The 21,284-nt window shown below is 72.4% G+C and carries 14 protein-coding genes; all 14 read right to left on the reverse strand.

The annotated features are described in order from the left end of the window. Positions 1-1,447: phosphate ABC transporter substrate-binding protein PstS (locus ACFU9E_RS15720; RefSeq protein ID WP_380715067.1), on the reverse strand; the 1,447-nt coding region annotated here is incomplete at its 3' end. 38 nt (positions 1,448-1,485) lie between these two features. Further along, complete coding sequence (pstA, locus tag ACFU9E_RS15725) at positions 1,486-2,772, reverse strand: phosphate ABC transporter permease PstA (protein ID WP_380689104.1); 1,287 nt, start codon at positions 2,770-2,772, stop codon at positions 1,486-1,488. 71 nt (positions 2,773-2,843) lie between these two features. Next, positions 2,844-3,863 (reverse strand): phosphate ABC transporter permease subunit PstC, encoded by a 1,020-nt coding sequence (gene pstC / locus ACFU9E_RS15730; RefSeq protein WP_380689106.1) that lies wholly within the window; start codon positions 3,861-3,863, stop codon positions 2,844-2,846. 161 nt (positions 3,864-4,024) lie between these two features. Then, positions 4,025-6,739: a hypothetical protein gene (locus ACFU9E_RS15735; protein ID WP_380689755.1), complete on the reverse strand. Its 2,715-nt coding sequence runs from the start codon at positions 6,737-6,739 to the stop codon at positions 4,025-4,027. Between the two features lie 297 nt (positions 6,740-7,036). After that, positions 7,037-7,636 (reverse strand): hypothetical protein, encoded by a 600-nt coding sequence (locus ACFU9E_RS15740; protein ID WP_380690169.1) that lies wholly within the window; start codon positions 7,634-7,636, stop codon positions 7,037-7,039. 185 nt (positions 7,637-7,821) lie between these two features. After that, positions 7,822-8,868: a PstS family phosphate ABC transporter substrate-binding protein gene (locus ACFU9E_RS15745; RefSeq protein WP_380690167.1), complete on the reverse strand. Its 1,047-nt coding sequence runs from the start codon at positions 8,866-8,868 to the stop codon at positions 7,822-7,824. Positions 8,869-8,987: 119 nt separating this feature from the next. After that, positions 8,988-10,049: a PstS family phosphate ABC transporter substrate-binding protein gene (locus ACFU9E_RS15750; RefSeq protein ID WP_380683815.1), complete on the reverse strand. Its 1,062-nt coding sequence runs from the start codon at positions 10,047-10,049 to the stop codon at positions 8,988-8,990. Between the two features lie 378 nt (positions 10,050-10,427). Continuing rightward, positions 10,428-10,835, reverse strand: coding sequence for a hypothetical protein (locus tag ACFU9E_RS15755; protein WP_380683816.1), 408 nt, complete (start codon positions 10,833-10,835; stop codon positions 10,428-10,430). Next, positions 10,825-11,247, reverse strand: a complete 423-nt coding sequence (locus ACFU9E_RS15760; RefSeq protein WP_380683817.1) for a DUF1508 domain-containing protein — start codon at positions 11,245-11,247, stop codon at positions 10,825-10,827. The genes ACFU9E_RS15755 and ACFU9E_RS15760 overlap by 11 nt, the downstream gene beginning before the upstream one ends. 232 nt (positions 11,248-11,479) lie before the next feature. After that, positions 11,480-13,306, reverse strand: coding sequence for a GAF domain-containing sensor histidine kinase (locus tag ACFU9E_RS15765; RefSeq protein WP_380683818.1), 1,827 nt, complete (start codon positions 13,304-13,306; stop codon positions 11,480-11,482). Between the two features lie 66 nt (positions 13,307-13,372). Beyond that, entirely contained in the window at positions 13,373-16,864 is a 3,492-nt protein-coding gene (gene cydD / locus ACFU9E_RS15770) for a thiol reductant ABC exporter subunit CydD (protein ID WP_380683819.1), read from the reverse strand. 4 nt (positions 16,865-16,868) lie between these two features. Continuing rightward, entirely contained in the window at positions 16,869-17,894 is a 1,026-nt protein-coding gene (cydB, locus tag ACFU9E_RS15775) for a cytochrome d ubiquinol oxidase subunit II (RefSeq protein WP_380683820.1), read from the reverse strand. 31 nt (positions 17,895-17,925) lie between these two features. Beyond that, positions 17,926-19,470, reverse strand: a complete 1,545-nt coding sequence (locus ACFU9E_RS15780; protein WP_380683821.1) for a cytochrome ubiquinol oxidase subunit I — start codon at positions 19,468-19,470, stop codon at positions 17,926-17,928. Between the two features lie 354 nt (positions 19,471-19,824). Then, the gene (locus ACFU9E_RS15785) at positions 19,825-21,237 is read right to left on the reverse strand and encodes an oxygenase MpaB family protein (RefSeq protein ID WP_380715069.1); all 1,413 of its coding nucleotides are present in this window, start codon (positions 21,235-21,237) and stop codon (positions 19,825-19,827) included. Positions 21,238-21,284 lie beyond the last annotated feature (47 nt).

Below are 21,284 nucleotides of genomic sequence, written 5' to 3' on the forward strand. Positions count from 1 at the left end.
CCGCAGCGCCGCCGGTCCCACCGCCGGTGGCACCGCCGGTGCCCGCGCCGCCGGCCGCCGCCCCGCCGGTGGTGGAGCCGCCCGAGGTGCCGCCGGGCTTCGTCTTGCAGTCCAGCGGGGCGCCCTTGGCGTCGCACTCGCTGGGCTGCGGAGCGGTCTTGAGGATGGTCAGCTCACCGGCGCTGTTGAAGGTCGGGTTGTTGCAGTTGGAGAGGGTGTTGGGGTCGACCGGGCTGGCGTTCCCGGGGATGCGGCTGGTCTGCAGCAGACCGCCGCGGACCAGGTTGCGCGGGATCGGCGAGTAGCCGAGCGAGTCAGCCTCGCCCTGGCCCTGGCAGAGCACGTAGGCGAGGAAGCGGCTCAGCGCCGAGCCCTTGTCGTTGCTGAACTTCGGCAGCGACTGGAGCGAGTTGCTGCGCGGCACGATCAGGTAGCTGTAGCTGGAGAGCGGGTAGGAACGCGGGTCCTTGTTGATGTAGACGCCGTCCAGGTTCTGCTGGAGGTAGTTCGGGTCTTCCGGCGAGGTGTTGTCGTCGACGCCGCGGATCTGGGCGGCGGTCAGCGCGACGGCCACGTTGGAGGCGGTCGGCAGGGTGTAGTACCCGGCCGGGTTGAGGACCTTCACGACCGGCCAGTTGCTGTTCTTGGCGAAGGCGTACTCGTCGTAGCCGATGGTGCCCTCGCCGGAGCCGGCCTTGATGTAGCCGGCGACGGTGTCCGAGCCGCTCTGCGCGGTCATCCGGCCGGCGCGCGGGAAGAACTCGGTGTACAGGCCGCAGCTCACCTTGTTGACCGACTTGCAGTACTCGTCCCACTGCTCGGGGTAGGTCCGGCTCATCCAGCGGGTGAACTGCGCGGTGGCGCCCGAGCCGTCGGAGCGGATCACCGGGGTGATCGGCAGGTTCGGCAGCTGCTTGCCGTAGTCCTCGGTGATCCTGGGGTCGTTCCAGTTGGTGATCTTGTTGGTGAAGATGTCCATGATGGTCTGCGTCGACAGCCGCAGGTCGTTGACCCGCTTGCCGCCCACCGTGAGGTGGTACATCAGCGCCGTGCCACCGGCGGTGATCGGAACATAGGAGTAGCCGTAGACGACCTTCTCCACGCCCGCCTCACCGGCGCGCTGGATGTCCTCGCCGGCACCGGTGTCGACGGTGGTGCGGAACGGCACGTCGGAGGCGCTGAAGTCGTTGCGACCGGTGTTCCACTCGGCGCGACCACGGGCGGAACCGACCGCGTTGAAGTCGATCTGGATGCCCTGCGGGCCGACGTCCTGGCGCCACTGGTCGATCGCCGGGAAGGCCCAGCTGGATCCGCTGGCGGTGAGCGCGACGGAGGCCGCGCTGGCCGGGACGGCCTGTCCCAGCAGCAGGGACCCGGCCGCTAGCAGGGTGGACAACAGCACGGCCAAGGGGCGTGCCAGGGGGCGGCTTGCGGCCTCCCGCGACATGGGGACTCCTCTGGTGCGGAGGGTGGTGGGTCGGAACATCAGTGCCCCCCGGTGGCGACGGCCGAGGTGGCGAGGCCGGGCTGGGCGGTGGGCCGGACGACGTGCGGCCCGGCGGCCTCGGGGGCGGCCGGCGCGGAGGCCCGGGAGGCGCGTTCGAGCCTGCGCTTCTGACGGCGACTCAGTTCGCCCGGGCCGCGCCCGCCGAGCACGCGCGCGGTGACGAAGAGGATCAGCACGACCGCCATCAGGGTCAGCGCGGCGGCGAAGGCGCGCGCGATCATCGCGTCGTACGGCAGCTTGACATAGCTCCAGATGTAGAGCGGCAGCGAGATCTGCGGGCCCTCGAAGGGGTTGGCGTTGAACCGCGAGGTGAAGCCCGCGGTCAGCAGCACCGGCGAGGTCTCGCCGACGGCGCGCGCCATGCCCAGCACCACGGCCGTCACCAGACCGCGCCGGGCGGTCGGCAGGACGACGTTCCAGACCGTGCGCCACTGGCTGCCGCCGAGCGCGTAGGACGCCTCGCGCAGGGTTCCGGGGACGAGGCGGATGACCACCTCGGCGGCCCGGGTGACGATCGGCATCATCATCACGGTCAGCGCCAGGGAGGCCGCGAAGCCACTCTTGTCGAAGCCGAAGGTGAGGATGACGATGCCGAGGATGAACAGGCCGGCGACGATCGAGGGCAGCGCCGTCATCGCCTCGACCAGGGTCCGCACCGGCCGGGCCAGCCGGCCCCCGATCTCGGACATGAAGACCGCCGCCGCGATGCCCAGCGGCACCGCGAACAGCGTGGCCAGGCCGAGCTGTTCGAGCGAGCCGACGACGGCATGGATGGCACCGCCGGAGGTGATCGGGGAGAGCGAGGCGGTCTTCTCCATCGACTCGGTGAAGAAGTTCGCGTGCTGGGCCGCCTGGTAGCCGCGCGAGGCGACGTAGCCGATCTGGTCCACGATCAGCGCGACCACGAGGGCGCCGGCGCTCCAGGCGACCACCGAGACCAGGCGCTCGCGGACCACCAGCGTGCCCCACTGCTGCCGGCCGAGGATGTAGTAGCCGGCCAGGAAGAGCAGGTACCAGCAGAGCACGAAGCCCAGCGCGCCGCTGAACGGCAGCACCCGCTCGTACAGCACCCAGTTCAGCCCGAGCGCGCCGACGAGCGCGCCGGCGACGGTGAACACGTCGTCGCGGGTGATGCCGCCGAGCTTCAGCTTCTTCTCCGGCAGCTCCGGCCCGGGGGGCCGGTCACCGGGGGCGTCCGCGGGGGACGCGCCGACGGGTGCGCCGGCGGGGGGCGCTTCTGTGGGCGCCTTGTCGAGGGTGGTCATCGGTGCGTCCCTTCACGGCGGAGCGGCAGCGGTCGGCGGGCCCGGTGGCGGGTTCTCTGGTGGGCCATGGATCAGTCCGCCGTCGCCGCGCCGGAGCGGGAGCGGCTGATCACGAAGCTCGCGGCCATGTTGACCAGCAGGGTGATGCCGAACAGCACCAGTCCGGCCGCCATCAGCGCGGAGAGCGACAGGGTGTCGGACTCGCCGAACCGCAGCGCGATCAGCGCGGAGATCGAGTTGGCGCCGTTCTCGAAGATGTGGCCCATGATGTCGAAGCTGGGCGAGATGATCAGCGCGACAGCGATGGTCTCGCCCATCGCGCGACCGAAGCCGAGCATCACCGCGCCGATCACGCCGCCGCGTCCGAACGGCAGCACCACCGTGCGCACCATCCCCCAGCGGGTGGAGCCGAGTGCGTAGGCGCCCTCGCGCTCGCCCTGCGGGGCCTGGGAGAACACCTCACGGCTCAGCGAGATGATGATCGGGATGATCATCAGCGAGACCACCACGCCCGCGATGAAGGTCGAGGAGGTGTAGGAGGTGCCGATGTCACCGGTCCGGACCTTCAGGAACGGGATCGTGTCGCCGAGGTGGTTGGACATCCAGCGGACGGTGCCGATGATCTGCGGCTGGAGGAAGAAGAGCCCCCACAGGCCGTAGACGATGCTGGGGATCGCCGCCATCAGGTCGACCAGCGAGATCAGCGTGGCCCGCAGCCTCGGCGGGGCGTACTCGGAGATGAAGATCGCCGTGGCCAGCGCCACCGGGACGGCGATCACCAGCGCGATCACGGCGATCAGGATGCCGTTGGGCAGGACGGAGGCGATGCCGAAGTTGTGTGCCTGGGTCTGCCACTTCTTCTCCGTGAAGAAGTCGAAGCCGACCGCGCGCAGCGCGTCGCCGCCGCGCAGGACCAGGAAGAAGGCGATCAGCCCCATGATCGCGAAGACCGAGAGGCCGGCCGCCCGCAGCAGGCCGCGGAACACCCGGTCGCCGTTGGTGGCGGGGGCGGTGATGGTGCGGGGTACGTCGGGGTCGGGCTGGCGTGGAGCCTCGGCGTGGGGTGCCGCGGGCTCGGCGGCGGCTGTCATGGTCTGCTCTCCGGCTCGGTGGGACCTGCTCGGTACAGGGATCGGTGGGCGGAAACCGCCGCCCCGGCGCGAGGCGCCGGGACAGGGGTGCCCGCCCCCGGGAAGGGGACTCGGCGGGGCCGGAACGGCGGCCCCGCCGAGTCCTCACGGGTCGGGCGGTGTCAGGGGCGGCGGCGGATCCGCGCCCACACGCTCCGGGTGGCGGCGGTCGCCCGCGCACCCGCCGGAGTTCCGCCCAGGAACAGCGCCGCCGGGCCGCCGACCAGCAGCACCGCGCCGCCGATCAGCGCGATGGGCAGCAGCAGCCGAGCCCCGCCGGAGCGGTCGGGAGACGGCGAGCCGGCCGCGACCGGGGCCGCCGCGAGCGGGCCGTTCTGGGCCGGGGCGCCGCTGGCCGCGCCGGCTCCGGTGGCTCCCGCACCCGGCGCGGTCGCGCCGCCGGCCGCGCCGGCTCCGGTGGCTCCCGCGGTACCCGCGGCACCGGTGCCCGGGAGGTCGGGGTCCAGACCGCTCGAACCGGAGCCGCCGGAGATCCCGGAGCCGCCGGACGTGCCGGAGGTGCCGTCGCTCACCGGGGTGCTGTCGCCGCCGGTGGTGCCGGTTGTACCGGTGCCACCCGTGGTGCCGCCGGTCCCCGAGGTCCCGGTGGTCCCGGTGGTGCCGGACGGGACCTCGGGGACGACGGTGCCGCCGGTACCGCCCGTGCCGCCCGTCGTACCACCGGAGCCACCGGTGGGCGTCCCGGGCTCGGGGTTCCCGCCCTCGGGCTCGGGCGCCGGGGGCTTCTGGTTGCCCGGCCACTTGCCGTCCTGGTCCGCCACGTGCTTGACGGCGTCCTGGGCCTGCGCCCGCTGCTCCTTGGTGAGGGGGAGGAAGCCCTCGGGCAGGCGACCCGGCTCGACGCCGAACAGTTGACCGGTGTCGGTGACCGTCCGCAGGAACTTGGTGATGTCGTCGGCCTTCTTCGCCGACAGCCCGCCCGTCGGCACCATCGCGTACTGCACGACGGCCAGCGGGTACGCCCGCTGGTCGAACGAGTACAGGGTGTTCGGCTCGCCGTAGGGCAGCAGCTGGGTGCCGGTCGCGGGGTCCACCGGCATGTCGCCCAGTGCCGCCTGGAGGCTGTTGAGCGTCGGTGCGACGAAGGCGCCGGCCGCGTTCTGCAGCGAGGCCTCGGGGAGGCGGTAGGCCTTCGCCTGGGCGCTGTCGAGGATCGCGAAGTTCATCCGCTTGCCGATCGGGCGCGCGTCCAGTCGCGGGTTCTGGCCGTTCTGCTTGTCCCGCTTGCGGGCGGTCGACTGCCCCTGCTGCAGGTAGCGCAGCACCTCACCGAGGTTGGTCTGCAGCGGGTTCCACTCGTACTGCTTCCAGTGCGCCTTCTCGTCGGGCAGCGGCGGCTCGCCCGGCTTCTGGGCCAGACCGGTGTCGTCCTCGCGGATCAGCTGGTCGATCGGGTAGCCCTGGTAGTCGGGCCGCATGTAGCGCAGGCTGACCCGGGTGCCCCAGGGGTCGCGCTCGCCCGCCATGAACCGGGCGGCGTCCGGGTCCCCGGCGATCCACGAGGTCAGCTGGTAGGTCAGGTCGTTCGCTGTTCCCAGCACGATCGGGCTGGAATTCTCCGGCCCGCCCTCGCAGCCCGGCCAGGCCTGGCCCGAGCCGGCCGGCAGCGGGTTGAGCTGGATGAACTCGGGGTCGGCGAAGATGCAGGCCGGGTTGCCGTCGACGGTGGGCGTGACGACGCCGTTCGCCTGGTAGGTCTGGGTGAGCAGCTTGGCGACCAGCCGGGCGTTCAGCTTCATGTCCCTGAACTGGCGTCCGCTGTTCGGGTCGTCCGCCCAGAACACGATCGAGATGCCGGTCGTCGAGAGCGGCGCGTAGACGTACGGCCGGGCCGGGGTCTCCCGGTCCGGGACCGCGGTCAGTCCGACGTCCACCCGTGAACCGCTCAGGAACGACTGCCGGGCCGCCGAGTCACCACCGGCGGGGGTGTACTGGACCGTCAGCGGGGCCTTCTTGTCGAGGCACAGACCGGCCACCCACTGCTGCATGGCGCGGTTGGAGAGCTCCTGGCCCGCGGCGACCACGTCGGGGGCCTGCATGTCGCACTCGTCCGGCGTGGCGGTGAACCTGATCGGGACGACCTTGGCGTTCTGCCAGGCGCACATCTCGCCGGCGGCCGCGCCCGTCGTGGGGTTGTTGTAGTTGGTGGTGCCCCAGTCCGACGCCGTGACCATGATGACGCCGTCGTTGTCGAACCCGTGGTCGGCGCAGTCCGGTTGGCCGCCGCGCATCTGGTACATGTCGACCGGGTCACCGCCGTAGTTGGCCTCGACCACGATGGAGCAGGCGTGCGTGGCGTCGCACCCGAGGTGCGGGCTCAGCCGCTTCGACCAGACCTCCATCGTGACCGCGCCCGAGCCGTCGGCACCGGTGATGCCCACCCGCATGTTCGACGGGAAGTCCGGGGTCGTCGTGCCCGCCTCCGGACGCACGTTCTCGAAGGCCTTGTCCGGGTCGGCCTCGAACAGGCTACTGCCGTAACAGTCAGTCACCTTCGGCTTGTCGCCGCGGCACTGGTAGACCCGGACCGGATAGAGCACGGCGTCGCTGCCGGGCTCGACGCTCGACGCCTGCGACCCGTCGTACCGGCTCACGCTCGGGGTGAAGCCGGTCCAGGAGACCTGGATGACCTGGTCCGTCAGGTTGTCGGCCTGGGAGACGGTGATGCTCCCGGCGTCGCCGTAGTCCATCTTGCCCGGGAGCCAGACCCTGGGCCCCGGGACCGTCACCGAGGATGCCGCCTTCGCCTCGGTGAGGGTGCCGAGGCCCACCGGCACCGTCACCAGGGCACCCACGACGGCCAGGACGAGTGTCAACGACGGTAGTCGTCGGCGCCACCGCCCTCGCGCTCTCGGATCGGGTACGCGGATTCTCATGGCGGGCACCTCCGGGATGTGCGAGCCGCTCGGGGCGGCACGAGGGAATGGTCGCGCTCGGCTGACGGCTCCGGTTGCCTACTATTCGGCCAGCCCTACATGGCCGGATTCGGTCGACCGGGTGTACGAGAACACAACGCGACTACTCCGTACCGGAGTTGGGAACTCCGCATGCGGCGGACCCGCGCCGAAGCGCGGGTCCGCCGTGATGCGCTCCCGGGTTCGGGGAACCCGAGGTCAGCTGCCCTGGGTGAAGGTCAGCGCGAGCGAGCCGATGGTCTGGCCGCCCTGGAAGAAGGTGGTGTTCAGCTTGGTGTCGAGGTACTGGGCGCCCGCGGCGTCGATCTTGAGCTCCGAGGAGTTCAGGGTCTGGGTACCGGCGCTGTTGGCGATCTGGGTGTTGCCGGCCGGGTCGAACAGCGACACCGCAGCGGTGCCGCCCACCGGGACACCGGTGATGGCCCAGGAGTCGACGCTGAAGTGCAGCTGCTTGAAGGTGGCGCTCTTCCCGGTGAAGACGTTGACGAAGAGCAGACCGCCACCGAGCTCGATGTCGCCGTAGTAGCCGGCCAGGTTGGCCGCGCCGGCGGTCACCGGGAAGGTGGTGCTGATGCCGGTGGCGCTGTCGTACGAGGGAGCCGCGGTCGGCAGCGGGATGACGACGATCCCGTTGAGGGCCTGGTCCTTGAGGAAGGTGGTGCTGGAGTTGACCACCGCGCTGCCGGTGGACGGCGTGCTCGCCAGGGTCGTGTCGGCAACGGCCGCACCGCTCATGCCGGTCACGGCAAGAACGACGGCGGCACCGGTGGCGGCGAGGCGGGCGCGGGTACGGGACATGCTGAACTCCTTGGGAGAGGTGAAAGGTTGTGCTGGTGGCGCAGGCGGCCGATGGGCGCCGCCTCGACGGACGACCGGCCCCGCACTGCCCGGCGGGGAACGGTGTCCGAAGCTTTCGGTGGTGCGGTCGGATCGCCGGGGCGAGGTGCTCCCGTACCTCGCCCTCCGCACGATCGGCCGGTGGATCAGATGTGGGTCGTGGAGCCGCAGGCACCGGCCGGCAGGACCAGGAACCCGTAGCTCCTGGTGTCGGCCTGGCCGGCCGAGCTGCAGATCCAGCCGGTGACGCCGAAGATCTTCCGAAGAGCCTGACCGTGGGTGTCGGTGGCGTTCCAGTCGGAATCACGGACCACGTCGTAGAGGACCCGTCCGTAGACGGTCGCGGCGAAGCTGGGGTTGATCGTCCGGCCGGGCGTCACGGGGATGATGCCGTTGATGTTGCGGACGGTCAGCGGACCCGCGCTGTCGGTCGCCGTCCCGCGGCCCAGGTACGCCTGACCGATGAAGTGGCCGACGGAGTAGGGGAACACCGCGTCCTGGTCGTTGAGCGCCGGGTCGGTTCCCTGGTTCTCCTCGGGCCCGGAGACGACACAGGCGCCGGGGGAGAGGGGGACACCGCCGCCGAGGGCCTTCAGGAAGAAGGCGCGGGTGCCGGAGGAGGGCGGCGGCAGGAAGGGCTTGATGGTGGCGTTCGGCCAGGTGGCGTCGATGTCGGACCACTTGGTTCTGACGCAGGTGTAGATGTCCTTCAGCTGCGCGGTGGTGAGGTTGGCCGGCGCGTGGCCGCCCGCCTGGGCGGCCCAGCTCACGGCGTCCTTGGCGAAGGCGACGAACAGGTCGCTGGGCAGGTCGCCGGCCTGAGGGCCGCGGTCGGACCGGACGAAGTCGATGGCACTCGGCCACGCGTGCTGGGCCGCCAGACCGGTGCCGACGTCGATCGGCCGGCCGATCTGCGGGGCGCCCTGCTTGAGCGTGATCGGCGAGGGGCCCGTGGCGTCGAAGCTGTAGAGCCGGGGCGAGGTGGTGTCACCGGCGCTCGCGAGGGCGGCGTTGTAGTCCGTGGAGAACTGGTTGAACAGCGGCCCGGTGGTGTGCGAGCCGACCCCGACGATGTCCTGCGGGTTCGGCACGAGGGGCGGGGGCGGGTCCGCGAGGGCGGTGCCCCCGGTCAGACCGGCCGCCGAGCCCGCCAGGGTGGCGACGGCGAGCAGCTTGGCAATGATCCTGCGCATCTCGTGTCAGCTTCCTTTCGGCGGCTCTCGGGTGGGCCGGCGGCCACGGGCACGAGGCCCGTGGCCGCCGGATGGTGCGGGTTCAGCAGGTGGTGCGGGGTGACGCGGGGTCCGGTGGATCAGACCGTCGAGCCGCAGGCGCCGGCCGGCAGGGCCAGGAAGCCGTAGTCCTTGACGATCGCGGCGCCCGCGGTGCTGCAGATCCAGCCCGAGGTGCCGAAGATGGCGCGCAGGGCCTGGCCGTGGGTGTCGGTGGCCGCCCACTCGGTCTGGCGGACCACGTTGTAGATCACGCGGCCGTACGCGGTGGAGGCGAAGGACGGGTTGATGACGTGGACGGCCGGGGTGCCGGACAGGACGACCGGGGTGACGCTGTTCACGTCACGGATGGTCAGCGGGCCCTGGGCGTCGGTGCCGGAGGCCTTGCCGTTCCAGACCTGGCCGATGTAGTGGGCGACGGAGTAGGGAACGATCGCGTCGTTGTCGTTCAGGACCGAGTCGGTGCCCTGGTTCTCCTGGGTGCCGGAGACCACACAGGCGCCCGGGTTGACGGCGGTGCCGCCACCGATCGCCTTCAGGAAGAAGGCACGCGTGCCGGAGTCGGCCTGCGGCAGGAAGGGCTTGATGGTGGAGTTCGGCCAGGCCGTGTTGATGTCGTGCCAGTTGGTCTTGGCGCAGGTGAAGATGTCCTTCAGCTGGTCCGTGGTCAGGCTGGCCGGCGCGTTGCCACCGTTCTTGGCCGCCCAGGACACGGCGTCCTTCGCCAGGGTGACGAAGGTGTCGCTGGCCTGGTCGCCGGTCTGGCGGCCACGCGAGGAGCGGGCGAAGTCGACCGTGGTGCTGGTCTTCTGCTCCAGCTGCTTGATGCCGGCGCCCGAGCCGTTCGGACGGGTGAAGTTGGCGTCCGCACCGGTCTTGGTGAGGATGGTGGCGGAGCCGGTGGCGTCCCAGCTGTACAGACGCGGGGAGGTGGTGTTGCCCGCGGCGGCCAGGGAGGCGTTGTAGCCGGCCGAGAGGCCGTTCAGGACGGCCTGGGTGGTGTCGGAGCCGACACCCACGATGTCCTGGGCGGCCGGGGTGACACCGGTGGCCGGGTCGGCGACGGCAACGCCGCTCGCGACGGTGGCGACCGAGGTGGCGATGGCGGCGGCGGCGAGCAGCTTGGCAGCGGTCTTGCGCATGTTCCTGTTCCTCCGGTGGGAGAGACGTACATCGCTTGCCCGGGTACTGGTCGTCAGTCCCGGGGCCGTTGAGCCGCGTCCGCGGCGGCCCGTTCCGGCAGTGCCGATCCTGTCGGTCGGCGCGGTTCCGTCGGAAGGGCCGACAGCCGGCGCCGGCAATTGTCGATTTCTCGGTTCGGAGAGGTTTAGCAACAGGTCAGCACGGCCGTGGAGGGGTGGAAAGTCGCAGGTCAGGGGCCGGTGACGTTCTTCTCCAGGTGGCGGCTCGGGGGGTTGCCGGATACCTGCGCTTCACCGGAAGAGGGGGAAACCGGGTCCGCGCCGGGGACAACGCGAGAAGCCGCCCGAAGGCGGCTGGGGGCGGCGACGGACGGACCGTCAGAACGGCCAGGTGTCCTCCCGGCCGGGGCGGCGCAACTCCTGCCCCAGCCGCTGGAGTCCGGCCAGGAAGCCGGTCACGCCGGCCTGGCACTGATCACGCCGCAGGTATCCGCGGGCGCTGCGGGCCACCGGTCCGGCGGCGTCGGCGGCCCCCGGGCGGGTGGAGCGGACCGGCAGGAAGGCCGTCCACACCCACAGACGCGCCTCGGACTGGCCGACGGTACATCGCAGCGAGGTCCGCTCGATGATCAACTCTCTGACCGCGTCGGCGAGTTCGTGCTCGCCGCGATAGGTGCGCACGCCGACGCCGAGCTGCCGCCCGTTCGCCGCGCGCAGCGCCCAGGACAGCGAGCGGTCGCCGACCGGAACGGTCAGCAGGCGCGGCCCGCGCCGGTCAGCGGACATCTGAGGTTCTCAACGACGGCCCCCGTTCGGAGAGTTCGGTACGTTCCAGGGCCGGCTGCTTGGCCAGCAGCACGACGAACCGCCGGAAGGCGTTCTGGCAGGTGGCGTACCGCTCGTAGGCGCGGCTGGACCGCACCTCCGGCAGGCTGCGCGAGCCGGGGATCACCCAGACCCAGCCGATGCCGTCCCGGACGTGCGTGATCCGGGCCGTGAGCCCCTCCGCGGCGGCCCGTAAGCCGTCGAAGCCGCGCTCCGCGTCCCCGGCCGTCTCGTACGCGGCCGGAGTGACCGCGACGACGCGTCCGTTCGGTGCTTTCAACTGCCAGCGGTACCGCCCGTCCGGCGCCCGTTCGGCCCGGAACCCCCCACGACTTGCCCCTGCTGCGGTGTGACCGCGGCTCGACGCGTCCACTGCTCCCCCACCGTCCGGTTCCTCTCCGAGACGGGAGTAAAGCTATGTGTGCACACGAGAGCGCCGGAAGGGCACGAAATACACAACTTGCTCCGTTGGCCGGGAAGTTCTCTCTCGTTAAACTTTCACCGGGTGCACACCAACTGCGCGCCAACCGACCCCGCGCCGGATCCCCGTCGTTCACGAACCGTTCGAAGAGCCATGAGGGCGCACCCATCGACCGGACGGGTGTTCACAGCCGCGCCGTCCACCGCACCCTGGTCCCCCGGCCGTACGGGCCGGGCTCGTGCCAGGCGTCGCCGCCGAGCGCCTCGGCGCGCCGCGCCAGGTTGCGCAGTCCGCTGCGCCGCCCGCCCGCGGGGATGCCGACGCCGTCGTCGGTGACGGTCAGCAGCACGCCGGGCCGGCCGCCCCGGTCCAGCGACTCCGGATCGCCGCCGACCGGGCGCCCGCCGTCGTCCAGGTGCACGGTCGCGTCGGCCTCGACGCCGACCCGGGAGGCCCGGGCGTGCCGGGCCGTGTTGGACAGCATCTCCCGCAGCGCGGCGAGCAGTTGACGGCCGGTCTTCTCGCCGACCAGGCTCTCCACCGGACCGACGAAGGAGACCGAGGGCTTGAAGCCGAGCGCCGCCGCGGTCTGGCTGCACTCGCGCAGCACCCGGGTCCGCAGCGTGTCGGCCGCGTCACCCTGATCGCCGTGCTGGAGCGCGTAGATCGTGGTGCGGACCTCCTGGATGGTGGCGTCCAGCTCGTCCACCGCTTCGCCGATGCGGACCTTCACCTCCGGCACGACGGCCCGCCGGGCGGCGCCCTCCAGCATCATGCCGGTGGCGAACAGCCGCTGGATGACGAGGTCGTGGAGATCCCGGGCGATCCGGTCGCGGTCCTGGAAGACGGCGAGCCGCTGCTGGTCGCGCTGCCCCTCGGCGAGCCGCAGCGCGAGCGCGGCCTGCGAGGCGAAGGTCTCGGCCAGCTGCTTCTCCGCCTCGGAGAACGGCACCGCGCCGCGCGAGCGCCAGACGCAGAGCCCGCCGAGCACCCGGCCGGCGGCGACCATCGGCACGGCCAGCGAGGGACCGAAGCGGCGGGCGAGCCGGATCACCACGGTCGGGTCGGTGGACATGTCGTCGAGGTGCACGCTCTCCCGCTGGAGCAGCCGGGAGGCGAAGCTGTCCGACGGCAGCAGCTCGCCGCGGACGAACTCGGCGTCCTCCCCGGAGGCGTGGGCGACCCGCATCCGGACCGTGCCCGAGTCCCCGTCCGTGACCGGCAGCAGGATCATGCCCAGCGCGGCGTCCGCCAGCTCCCGGACCTGCTCGGCGGCGACGTTGAGCGCCACCTCCGCCTCGTCGGTGGAGAGCAGCGCCGTGGTGACGGCGGCCGCGCCGGCGATCCACCGCTCCCGGCGCCGGCCCTCCTCGTAGAGGCGGGAGTTCTCGATCGCGACCCCGGCCGCGGCGGCCAGCGCGTGCACCACCTGCTCGTCCTCCGGGGTGAAGGCGCCGCCGCTGCGCTTCTCGGTGAGGTAGAGGTTGCCGAACACCTCGTCACGGATCCGGATCGGCTCGCCGAGGAAGGTCCTCATCCCCGGGTGGTGCGGCGGGAAGCCGTAGGAGCGCGGGTCGGCGGTGAGGTCGCTCAGCCGCAGCGGCTCGGGCCGGTCGATCAGCGCGCCCAGGATGCCGCGGCCGACCGGCAGCTCGCCGATCTCGCGGACGGTCTCGTCGTCGACGCCGACGTGGATGAAGTCCTGCAGCCCGTGGCCGCCGGGTGCGACCACCCCGAGCGCGGCGTACCGGGCGTCCACCAGCTCGGCCGCGCCGGCGGCGATCCGGTGCAGTGTCGCGTGCAGGTCGAGCCCGGCGCCGACCGAGACCACCGCCTCCAGCAGCCGCTGCATCCGGTCGGTGACGGCGGCGGCGGACTGCAGCCGCTCGGACACCTCGGTGACCAGCGTGTCCAGCCCGAGCGAGGAGATCTCGGGCACCCGGTGCGGGGCCTGGTCGGGCTCGGGCTCACCGGGGGTGGCGGCGTCGGGCGGCTCTGGCGTGGGGTCCATGAGGAAGAGCGTAGTTTGTACGCTTTTAGACATAAGGAACGACGCGAGGGCGGCGGTCCGCTCCGGTTATCCGACCGCGGTCGTCAGCAGGCCGTCGGCCTCCCGCTCCCGGGCGTGCATGGCGCGCAGGCGGCCGGCCGGGAGGGCCAGCAGCTCGGACCAGCCACCGCGCTCGACGACCCGGCCGGCGTCCAGGACGATCACCTCGTCGACCGTGGAGTCGTCGAGACCGGCCAGGCGGTGGGTGATCAGGACGGTGGTGCGGCCGGCGGTGGCGGTGAGCAGGTCCGCGGTGAGGGCATCGGCGGTGGGCAGGTCGAGGTGCTCGGCGGGCTCGTCCAGGACGAGCACCGGGAAGTCGGCGAGCAGCGCCCGGGCGAGCGCGAGCCGCTGGCGCTGACCGCCGGAGAGGGCGGCGCCGTGCTCGCCGACCATGGTGTCCAGGCCGTCCGGCAGGGTCTCGGTGAAGTCCAGCAGCCGGGCGGCGGCGAGGGCGGCGCGCAGCTCGTCCTCGTCCGCGTCCGGCCGGGCGAGGCGGAGGTTCTCGCGCAGCGAGCTGTCGAAGACGTGCGCGTCCTGGGCGCAGAGCCCGATCACCCGGCGGACGTCCTCCCCGGCGAGTTCCCGGCTGTCCACCGCCTGCGGGCGGCCGGCGGCCAGCACCACGCTCCCGGCGTCCTGGTCGAGGAAGCGCAGCAGCGCCTGGGCGAGGGTGGTCTTGCCGGAGCCGGACGGGCCGACCACGGCGATCCGCCGGCCCGGGGCGAGGTCGAGGTCGACGCCGGACAGCGCGTCGGCCTCCTGGCCGGGGTGGCGGGCGGTCAGCCCGCGGACGGCGATCGGCAGCGGCTGCTCTGGCAGGGCCTTCGGCGCGGCGGGCTCGGCGACGGCGGCGGGCGCGTCCAGCACCTCGGCGAGCCGCTCCGAGGCGGCCAGGCTGCGCCGGCGGGCCTGGACAGCGAGCGGCATGCCGGTGACGGCCTCGAAGGCGGCCAGCGGGGTGAGCACCACGACGGCCAGGCAGACCGGGGCGAGCGCCCCGGACTCGACGCCGCGCAGGCCGACGGCCGCGGCGGCGGCCACGGTGAGGCCGGTGAGCAGGGTGATCAGCCCGGTGCCGAGCGCGGCGGTGGTGGCCGAGCGGGCGGCCAGCCCGGTCAGCGCGGTGTCGGCGGCGCGGACGGCGGTGAGCCGGGCGGGCAGCGCGCCGGCCACGGTGAGCTCGGCCGTCCCGCTGAACGCGTCCAGCACGGTGGTGGCGAGCCGTCCGCGCGCCGGGGCCTGGCAGCGCTCGGCGGCGGCCGACCAGCGGGCGGTCAGCGCGGGCACCACCAGGCCGGCGAGCAGCAGGCCGGCGCCGAGCACCAGACCGGCGGCGGGCAGGAAGGCGCCCATCGCGACGGCGGCGGCCAGCGAGACCACCGCGGCCACCGCGGCGGGCAGGCGCCAGCGCAGGTAGTGGTCCTGGACGGCGTCGACATCGGCGACCAGCCGGGAGAGCAGGTCGCCGCGCCGGAACGCGGGCAGCGCGGCCGGGGCGAGCGCGGTGAGCCGGCGGTACACCGCGGCCCGCAGGGTGCCGAGGGTGCGCAGCACGGCGTCGTGCGAGACCAGCCGCTCGGCGTAGCGGAAGACGCTGCGGCCGATGCCGAAGGCGCGCACCGAGGTGACGGCCATCATCAGGTAGAGGACGGGCGGCATCTTGGAGGCGTAGGAGATGAGGTAGCCCGAGGTGGCCATCAGGGCGACGGCGCAGCCGAGCGCGAGCGCGCCCAGCAGGACGGACAGCGCGAGGCGGGGCCTGGCCGCGTCCGGACCGGGCGCGGGCGCGTCCTCCGGGGCCGGCGGGGTGGGCCGGCCGCGGTGCGCGAGCACCGGGACGGCCGCCGGGGAGGCCGGGGGAGCGGCGGGGCCGTCCAGCCGGACCCGCCGGTCGGCGGCGGCCAGCAGCGCGGGCCGGTGGGCGACCAGCAGCACGGTGCGCGCCGGGTCGGCGGCCAGTGCCCGCACGGTGTCCACCACGGCCGCCTCGGAGGCGCCGTCCAGGTTGGCGGTGGGCTCGTCGAGCAGGACGAGCGGCCGGTCGTCGGCGAGCAGCACCCGGGCGAGCGCGAGCCGCTGGCGCTGGCCGGCGGAGAGCCCCGCGCCGTCCTCGCCGAGCGGGGTGTCCAGCCGGGTGACGAAGTCGAGGGCGTGGGCGGAGCGCAGGGCCGTCCACAGCTGGTCGTCGGTGGCCTCGGGCCGGTAGAGCCGCAGGTTGTCGCCGACGGTGCCGGCGAACAGGTGCGGGTGCTGGGGCACCCAGGCGATCTGCCGCCGCCAGCTCCCCGGGTCCAGGTCGGCCAGGTCGTGGGTGCGGCCGTCGGCGGCGGCGACCCGGACGGTGCCGGCGTCCGGGGCGGTGAGCCCGAGCAGGACGCCGAGCAGGGTGGACTTGCCGGCGCCGGACGGGCCGGTGAGCGCGACCGTCTCGCCCGGGCGCAGCACCAGCGCGGCGCCGTCCAGGGCGGGCGCGGTGCGGTCGGGGAAGCGCACGGTGAGGCCGTCGGCCTCGACGACGGCCCCGGCGAGGTCCGGCGCGGGGGCGGTGCCGGCGGCCGGCAGCGGCGTCTCCAGCACCTCGAAGATCCGGTCGGCGGCGGTCAGGCCCTCGACGCTGGAGTGGTAGAGCGCGCCGACCTGGCGGATCGGGAAGTAGACCTCGGGGGCGAGGATCAGGATCAGCAGCCCGGTCTCCAGGTCGAGGCCGCCGTTCACCAGCCGGAAGCCGATCGAGACGGCGACCAGCGCGACCGAGAGGGTGGAGAGCAGTTCCAGGGCGAAGGAGGAGATGAAGGCGATCCGCAGGGTGCGCAGGGTGGCCCGGCGGTAGTCGGCGGTGATCCGGGCGATGGTGGCGGCCTGGGCGCGGGCCCGGTTGAAGACCTTGAGGGTGGGCAGCCCGGCGACCACGTCCAGGAAGTGGTGGGAGAGCCGGGCGAGGGTGGTCCACTGGCGGTCCATCCGGGCCTGGGTGGCCATCCCGATCAGCACCATGAACAGCGGGATCAGCGGCAGGGTGCCGGCGATGATCGCGGCCGAGGTGACGTCGGCGCCGACGATCCGCAGCAGCACGGTGACCGGCACGACCACGGCGAGCGCCAGCTGCGGCAGGTAGCGGGCGAAGTAGTCGTCGAGCGCGTCGACGCCCCGGGTGGCGAGGGCGGTGAGTTCGCCGGTGCGCCGGCCCGCCAGGTGGGCCGGGCCGAGCGCGGTGGCGTGGTCGAGCAGCCGGCGCCGCAGGGTGGACTTCACCCGGGCGACGGACCGGTGCGCGGTGAGTTCGGTGAGCCAGCCGACCAGCCCGCGCCCGATCGCGGTGAGCACCAGCAGCGCCAGCGGCGCGGTGAGCTCGTCGAGCCCGGTCCGCTGCTGGAAGCCGCGGACCACGAGCTCGGCGATCAGGCCCGCCTGGGCGACCACCAGGGCCGCGTTCGCCGCGCCCAGCAGGACGGTCCCGGCGAGGAAGACCCGGGTGGTGCGGGCGTACCCGAGGAGTCGGGGGTCGACCGGCTTCACGGCGTCAGGCCTTTTCGAGGGCGGCGGCCGGGTCGTGCCCCGGGATGTGCTGGACACCGATCCGCTTGCGGAACACCCAGTACGTCCAGCCCTGGTAGAGCAGCACCAGCGGGGTGAAGACCACCGCCACGATGGTCATCAGCTTGAGCGTGTAGGCCGAGGAGGCCGCGTTGCTCACGGTCAGGCTCCAGTCCGGGTTGAGCGTGGACGGCATGACGTCGGGGAAGAGCGAGAGGAAGAGCATGGCCACGGCGGCCACGATCGTCACACCCGACAGGACGAACGCCCAGCCCTCGCGGGCCACCTGGTTGGCGGCGAGCGCGCCGACCAGCGCGAGCACCGCGACCACCAGGGCGGCGAGGCTCCAGCCGTTGCCGTGGTCGGCCTGGGTCCAGATCAGGAAGACCGCGGCGAGCGCCGCCGTCGCCAGGCCGGTGCGCAGGGCGGTGGCCCGGGCCCGGTCGCGGATCTCGCCGACCGTCTTGAGCGCGGCGAACACCGAGCCGTGGAAGACGAACAGGACGAGCGTCACCAGGCCGCCGAGCAGCGCGTACGGGTTGAGCAGGTCCCAGAAGCTTCCGACGAAGTTCTTCTGCGCGTCGATGTCGACACCGCGCACGATGTTGGCGAAGGCGACGCCCCAGAGGAAGGCCGGGATCAGCGAGGTCCAGAAGATCGCCTCCTCCCAGTTGCGCTGCCAGCGCGGCTCGGGCCGCTTGGCCCGGTACTCGAAGGCGACGCCGCGCACGATCAGGCAGACCAGGATGATCAGCAGCGGGATGTAGAAGCCGCTGAACAGGGTGGCGTACCAGTCCGGGAAGGCCGCGAAGGTGGCGCCGCCGGCGGTCAGCAGCCAGACCTCGTTGCCGTCCCAGACCGGGCCGATGGTGTTGATCAGCACCCGCCGCTCGGTGGTGTTCCTGGCCAGCGTCTTGGTCAGGACGCCGATGCCGAAGTCGAAGCCCTCCAGGAAGAAGTAGCCGATCCAGAGGACGGCGATCAGGACGAACCAGACGTCGTGAAGTTCCATGGTGTGTCGGTCCTATCGATCCTCGGGGGCCTCAGTAGGCGAAGGCGAGCGGCTTGTCGGCGTCGTCGTCGGCGGCCGGGCCGCGCAGGGACGGGTCCTTGGCGGGCGGCTGCTCGTCGGTGGCCGGGCCGGCCTTGGCGTACTTGACCAGCAGCTTGACCTCGATGACGGCGAGGATCGCGTACAGCGCGGTGAAGGTGGTCAGCGCGCCGATCTGGGTGCCGATGCCGACGTTGGGCGAGACGGCGCTCGCGGTGGTCATCAGTCCGAAGACGGCCCAGGGCTGCCGGCCCATCTCGGTGAAGATCCAGCCGAAGCTGTTGGCGATCAGCGGGAAGCCCATGGTGAGGATGCCGATCCGCCAGCTCCACTTGGTGAGGAAGGGGCCGAGCTCCTTCGTCGGGGTGAGCATCAGGCGCGGCACCTCCTCGTCGCCGGTGCGGAACTCCGGTGCCAGGAAGCGCTTCTTCCGGGTGGTCCAGAGTCCGATCAGGCCGGCCACGAAGGAGGTCATCCCGAAGCCGATCATGAGGCGGAAGCCCCAGTAGGTGACGAAGATGCTGGGGATGTAGTCCTTGGGGTCGCCGCCGTACTTGGCGGCCTCGGCGGCGGCGGTGTCGTTGATGCCGGGGACGGAGGAGCTGAAGTCGCTGTTCGCGAGGAAGGACAGCGCCGCGGGGATCTCCAGCTCGACCGAGTTGTGGCCCTTGCTGACGTCGCCGACCGCGAAGATCGAGAACGGCGCGGGGGCCTTGGTGTCCCAGAGCGCCTCGGCGGCGGCCATCTTCATCGGCTGCTGGCGGAACATGACCTTGGCCAGCTGGTCGCCGCTGAGCGCGGTGCCGAGGCCGGCGACGACGGCGAGCACCAGGCCGATGCGCAGCGAGGTGCGCATCGCGGCGACCCGCTTGGGGTTGGCGCCCTCCGGCTTGCGCTTGGCCTTCCAGAGGTGGAAGGAGGCGATGCCGACCACGAACGCCGCACCTGTGAGGAAGGCCGCGGTCAGGGTGTGCAGGACGACGGTGACGGTGGTGTCCTGGAACAGCACCCGCGCGATGTCGTTGAGCTGGGCCTTCCCGGTGACCGGGTCGACCGCGTAGCCGACCGGGTGCTGCATCCAGGAGTTGGCCGCCAGGATGAAGTAGGCGGAGAGCACGGTGCCGAGCGCGACCATCCAGATGCAGGCGCAGTGCAGCTTCCTCGGCAGCTTGTCCCAGCCGAAGATCCACAGGCCGATGAAGGTCGACTCGAAGAAGAAGGCGATCAGCGCCTCCATCGCGAGCGGGGCGCCGAAGACGTCGCCGACGAAGCGGGAGTAGTCGGACCAGTTCATGCCGAACTGGAACTCCTGGACGATGCCGGTGACCACGCCCATCGCGATGTTGATCAGGAAGAGCTTGCCCCAGAACTTGGTGGCGTGGAAGTACTTCTCCTTGTCTGTCCGCACCCACGCGGTCTCCAGCCCGGCGACGATCGCGGCGAGGCTGATGGTGAGCGGAACGAAGAGGAAGTGGTAGACGGTGGTGATGCCGAATTGCCATCGCGCGATGGTCTCGTGAGCGATTGCCAGTTCCACGTCGCCCTCTCTCCAACCGACCCTGTCGAGGTCATATTTCAGGACAAACTTCATCTATAGCCGGAGACCGCTGCTCAAGCGCGCAAGCTTGTCCGCTTGTGAACGTGAACACGTTCACAAGCATCAGTATCCACCACTCTTACAGGTGATTCACCGGCGGGGTGGGGTTTGACCGGCAGCGATGCCGTGGGCACAGTCTGCGAAGGGCCCCGTCGGACCACAACGAGCGACCGGGCGCGCGCCGCGGAAAATCTGGACGATCCGTACATTGACAGCCACCGGATCCTCCAAGGCGGCCCCATTCGGGCCCCCTCCCCCGAGGCCGTGCTCCGGGCCTGCTGGGCCTTGCCGGTCCTAGGCCCGGCCGAGGAGCTGGGTGCCGGGGGCGGAGGGGGCGCGGGCGGTGAAGAAGTCGACGAAGCCGCGCAGGAACTCGGCCACCGTGATGACGCCGTCGCCGTCGGTGTCCAGACGGCGGAAGCCGTGCGAGAGCTCGGCCGGGTGCACCCGGCGGCCGTCGAACAGCACCCGGTACTCGGCGAAGTCCAGCAGGCCGTCCCCGTCGGTGTCGACCGCCGCGAAGACGGCGCGCAGCGCGGGCAGCAGGCCGCCCTCCAGGTAGGCCGGGTCGCGGTCGCAGCCGGCCAGCGTCGCGGCGACGTACTCGTCCCGGCTGATCCGGCCGTCGCCGTCGGTGTCCATGGTCGCCCGCAGCTGCTCCCACCACGCCTCGAACGCGGCGTGCACCCGGCCCTCGCCCTCCTCGGAGAGCTCCAGCTGCCAGCAGACGTTGTGCGCCATCGCCTGCAGGTCGCGGGCGGTGAGCAGGCCGTCGCCGGTCTGGTCGAGGACCTCCCGGAAGAAGCGTTCCAGCCGGGGCGGCCGGGTGTCCTGGCGCGGCATCCGGCGGGGCCGGGACGGCGGGCGCACGCCCGGGGCGCGGTAGCGGTAGCGGTCCGGCAGGCCGGTCAGCACCGCGCGGCCGCCCCGGTGCAGCAGCCCGGACAGCAGCGCCCCGCGGCGGGTGCGGACCAGGCCGAACCGCTCCCGGTAGACCGCCGGGAGGTCCGCGACGGTCAGCTCGGTGACCACCCGGGCCACCAGCGACCGCAGCACCCGCCAGCCCACCGGCCCGAGGAAGCGCAGCCGGCGCGGGCAGGGCGCCTCGTGCAGCATGTCGTACAGCAGGTGCCGCGCCGTCCCGGTGAACTCCAGCCGCTCGACGGTCGTCCGCCGCAGGTAGCCGGGCAGCTCGGCGACGGTGGCGGGCAACTCCCCGGCGGGCAGCCCGAACACCGCCGCGATCTCGGCGAACTCCCGGTACAGCGAATCCAGTTCGTCCGGCGTGTACGGATCCCCGCTCAACTCCCGCATGGCGGCGACCGCTTCGAAGAGGGTGAGCAGCACCCAGGCCCGGGTGGCCGGGTCGTGGGCGTCGTACGCCCGGCCGTCCTCGGTGGTGCCGCGGATCCTCCGGTGCGCCCGGTCGAGCCGCTGGACCTCGCGCCAGAGCTGCTCCTGGTCCGCCTGGAACAGCCGGCGCCCGCTGCCGAGGGTGTGCTCGATCCGGCGCCAGGGGTGGCCGCGGTAGGTGGAGTGCTCCTCCATCCCGGCCGCGACCACCGGATGGGAGGCCTGGAGCACCAGCAGCCGCCAGGCGACGAGCACGATCCGCCACTCCGAGAGGTCCCGGCGGAAGGACACCTCGGAACGTGCCGCCGAGGGTGCCGACGCCGTTGCCGCTGCCGACGCTGCTGACGCTGCCATCCGGGAATCTCCTGGGAGTTGCGGGACCTTCGCGTACGGGCGGGGCC

The organism is Kitasatospora sp. NPDC057595 (genome assembly GCF_042800875.1).
Lineage (GTDB): Bacteria > Actinomycetota > Actinomycetes > Streptomycetales > Streptomycetaceae > Kitasatospora.

Bases quoted from the DNA above. Each gene is read 5' to 3' on its own strand.
- cydB (WP_380683820.1), bottom strand. From the start codon at position 17,894: ATGGAACTTCACGACGTCTGGTTCGTCCTGATCGCCGTCCTCTGGATC.
- pstA (WP_380689104.1), bottom strand. From the start codon at position 2,772: ATGACCACCCTCGACAAGGCGCCCACAGAAGCGCCCCCCGCCGGCGCA.
- ACFU9E_RS15785 (WP_380715069.1), bottom strand. From the start codon at position 21,237: ATGGCAGCGTCAGCAGCGTCGGCAGCGGCAACGGCGTCGGCACCCTCG.
- ACFU9E_RS15750 (WP_380683815.1), bottom strand. From the start codon at position 10,049: ATGCGCAAGACCGCTGCCAAGCTGCTCGCCGCCGCCGCCATCGCCACC.
- ACFU9E_RS15765 (WP_380683818.1), bottom strand. From the start codon at position 13,306: ATGGACCCCACGCCAGAGCCGCCCGACGCCGCCACCCCCGGTGAGCCC.
- ACFU9E_RS15740 (WP_380690169.1), bottom strand. From the start codon at position 7,636: ATGTCCCGTACCCGCGCCCGCCTCGCCGCCACCGGTGCCGCCGTCGTT.
- ACFU9E_RS15755 (WP_380683816.1), bottom strand. From the start codon at position 10,835: ATGTCCGCTGACCGGCGCGGGCCGCGCCTGCTGACCGTTCCGGTCGGC.
- pstC (WP_380689106.1), bottom strand. From the start codon at position 3,863: ATGACAGCCGCCGCCGAGCCCGCGGCACCCCACGCCGAGGCTCCACGC.
- ACFU9E_RS15745 (WP_380690167.1), bottom strand. From the start codon at position 8,868: ATGCGCAGGATCATTGCCAAGCTGCTCGCCGTCGCCACCCTGGCGGGC.